Genomic DNA, 2,507 nt, shown 5'->3' with positions numbered 1-2,507 from the left:
CCTTGCGCGTTTTGTGGCCGAACGAAGTCTTTCTTCAACCGGCAAGCGCGGCGGCGGCAAAGCGCGCAAGGAGACGCCATGCAACGACGAACGCTGTTGAAGGCCGCCGCCGCGACGGCCGCGGTCCATGCCCTGCCCGCGCGGGCGCAGAGCTTTCCGAGCAAGCCGATCACGCTGATCTGCCCTTGGCCGGCAGGAGGCTCCACCGACGTCACGCTGCGCGCGCTGGCGGAGGCGACCTCCAAGCACCTGCCGCATCCGGTCGTGGTGGAGAACCGTCCGGGCGCCGGCGGCACGCTGGGCATCGTGGCGCTGAAGGCCAATCGCGGCGACGGCCATCTGGTGGCGCAGATTCCGCTCGGCGCCTACCGCATCCCGTACATGCAGAAAGTGGCCTGGGACCCGATCGCCGACGTCGAGTACGTGATCGGGGTGAGCGGCTACATGTTCGGGCTCGTGGTGCCGGCGAATTCGCCGTTCAAGACCTTCAACGAATTGATCGAATGGGCGCGCGCCAACCCGGGCAAGCTCGACTACGGCTCCACCGGCACCGGCACCAGTCCGCACCTGATGATGGAGGAACTGGCCTTGGCGCAGGGGCTGAAGCTCAACCACATTCCGTACAAAGGCAATGCCGACCTGATGACCGCGCTGCTGTCGGGCCAGGTGATGGCGGGCACCGACGCCACCGGCTGGGCGCCGCACGTGGAGGCGGGCAAGCTGCGGCTGCTGGTCACGTGGGGCGAACGCCGCACCAAGCGCTTCCCGAACGTGCCGACGTTGAAGGAGCTGGGCTTCGGCATCGTCGCCACGTCTCCCTACGGGCTGGGCACCTCCAAGGGCGTGGACCCGGCGGTCGTCAAGACGCTGCACGACGCATTCAAGAAGGGACTGGAAGACCCGAAGCATCTGGAGGTGCTGGAGCGCTACGACCAGGAGCTCTGGTACAAGAGCAGCGCCGAGTATGCGGAGTACGCACGGCAGACGTTCGCCAAGGAGCGTGCGCTGATGGAGAAGCTGGGGCTGGTGAAGACCTGAGCGCCTACTCGATGCGCGCCGCCTCGATCGCGCCGCCGCCCTGCAACAGCGTCAGTCCGGTGGCGCGCCCCTGCGCGTCGCGCGTGAAGCGGATCAGCAGCTCGGTGACGGTCGCATAGTAATCGCCGCGCGAATCCTGCAGCAGCTCGAAGCGCCCTTGTCCGGTGGCTTGGGCGTAGAGCCTCCCGTCTTCGACCGAGATCGTCAGGACGAAACCGGGTCCAAGCCGGTAGCGGCCGGCCGCCGCCTGTGCCGCCGGCAGGTCGAGCGAAACCGCACGCCGCGGCGGCGCCAGCGGCACCTTCGGGTCGAGCAGGTGCAGCGCCAGGTCGTCGAAACCGCCGAACGCATCGGCGAGCACGATCGCCGCGCGGCGCCGCTCGACGTCCAGGACCAGCGCGGACGAGAAGCCGCCTGTCATGCCGTTGTGGAACACGAACGTCGAGCCGTCTGGCCGCTTCAGCAGATGCCATGCCAACGCGAGGTCCAGGCGGTCGTTGGCACTGCGCACGGCGGTGCGTGAGCGCACCAGCGCACGCCGCAGCGTCGGCGGGGCCTCGGCGGGCGCCTCGCCAAGCATCGCGCGCGCGAACTTGACCATGTCGTCCAGCGTCGAGCGCAGCCCTCCCGCGCCGGCGAAGGCGACCGGAAAGTCCCAGTTCGGCACCGGCGCGCCGTACGAACTGCGGCCCCGGATCAGGCCGTCGTTGCGGGCGACGCGCGTCTCGGTCATGCCCAGCGGCGCCAGCACGCGCTCGGCGAGCAGCGCATCGAAACGTTCCAGGAGAGCGAGCGTGCGCACGAGGCATTGACCTATCACACCGACGGGCGCGTCGTGGGGCGCTGGGAGCCAAGTCGTCTGCCAGTGGGTCAGGCCCTGCGCGAACCGCAGCCGCTCTTCCGCAAACTGGAGCCGTCGCTGATTGACGAGGAACGCGCCCGTCTGGGTCAGCCGCGCGAGGCCGAGACATTGCCGGGGCGCGGCTCGTAGCGGCGGACGAGGAAAAGAAGCGCCAGAGAGGGCGCAGAGGCTACAGCGAAGACGACAGAGCAATGCAAGGCATTGGCTGGGTCTTCTGTGTTTTGATACCCGGCGGGGGACAGCGCATGAGCGAATGGTTGCACAGGCGCTTCCGGCGCAATCCGGCTTCGATCTGATGTGGCATCCTGCTAGGACACCCGCTGATACCACACTGGTCACGATATGCGGCTCGTACGCCGGGTTGATGCAGTTGGGCGGACTCTACGCAAACCTGTTCGAGCTTCAGGCCCGGCACTATCTGTCATGACTGCCCGATCGATCCCTCCCCGTGCTCGCCGACTGCGCACGCTGGCCGCGATGGAGCGCCTGTCGCGCTGGCAGGAACACAGCCCCGTCACCCGGGCGGCGACCTGGCTGGGGGTCAACATGGCGGCGTATCATGCCCCCGCCGCGCTGGATGGGCGCGTGCTCAAAGTGACAGCAGCCA

3 protein-coding genes and 1 pseudogene are annotated in these 2,507 nt (G+C 68.1%); 3 read left to right on the top strand and 1 reads right to left on the bottom strand.

The genetic code is table 11. The features are described from left to right. On the top strand, positions 1-1,038 hold a 1,038-nt coding region (locus GXH28_RS16015), incomplete at its 5' end, for a tripartite tricarboxylate transporter substrate binding protein (protein ID WP_320447979.1). Between the two features lie 4 nt (positions 1,039-1,042). Here the strand turns inward: GXH28_RS16015 and GXH28_RS16010 are convergent. Then, entirely contained in the window at positions 1,043-1,789 is a 747-nt protein-coding gene (locus GXH28_RS16010; RefSeq protein WP_445082668.1) for a serine hydrolase, read from the bottom strand. A gap of 36 nt (positions 1,790-1,825) precedes the next feature. Here GXH28_RS16010 and GXH28_RS16005 point away from each other — a divergent pair. Continuing rightward, positions 1,826-2,029 (top strand): annotated as a pseudogene (locus GXH28_RS16005) (methionine--tRNA ligase); the annotation flags it as partial. A 294-nt stretch (positions 2,030-2,323) separates the two neighbouring features. After that, the coding region (locus tag GXH28_RS16000; RefSeq protein ID WP_169239997.1) for a hypothetical protein at positions 2,324-2,507 on the top strand (184 nt) is incomplete at its 3' end.

Source organism: Candidatus Roseilinea sp. NK_OTU-006 (genome assembly GCF_012931985.1).
In the GTDB taxonomy this organism is placed as follows: Bacteria; Chloroflexota; Anaerolineae; order J036; family Brachytrichaceae; genus JAAFGM01.
Note: the sequence above shows the minus strand (reverse complement) of the source record. Positions and strands in the feature narration are given on the sequence as shown.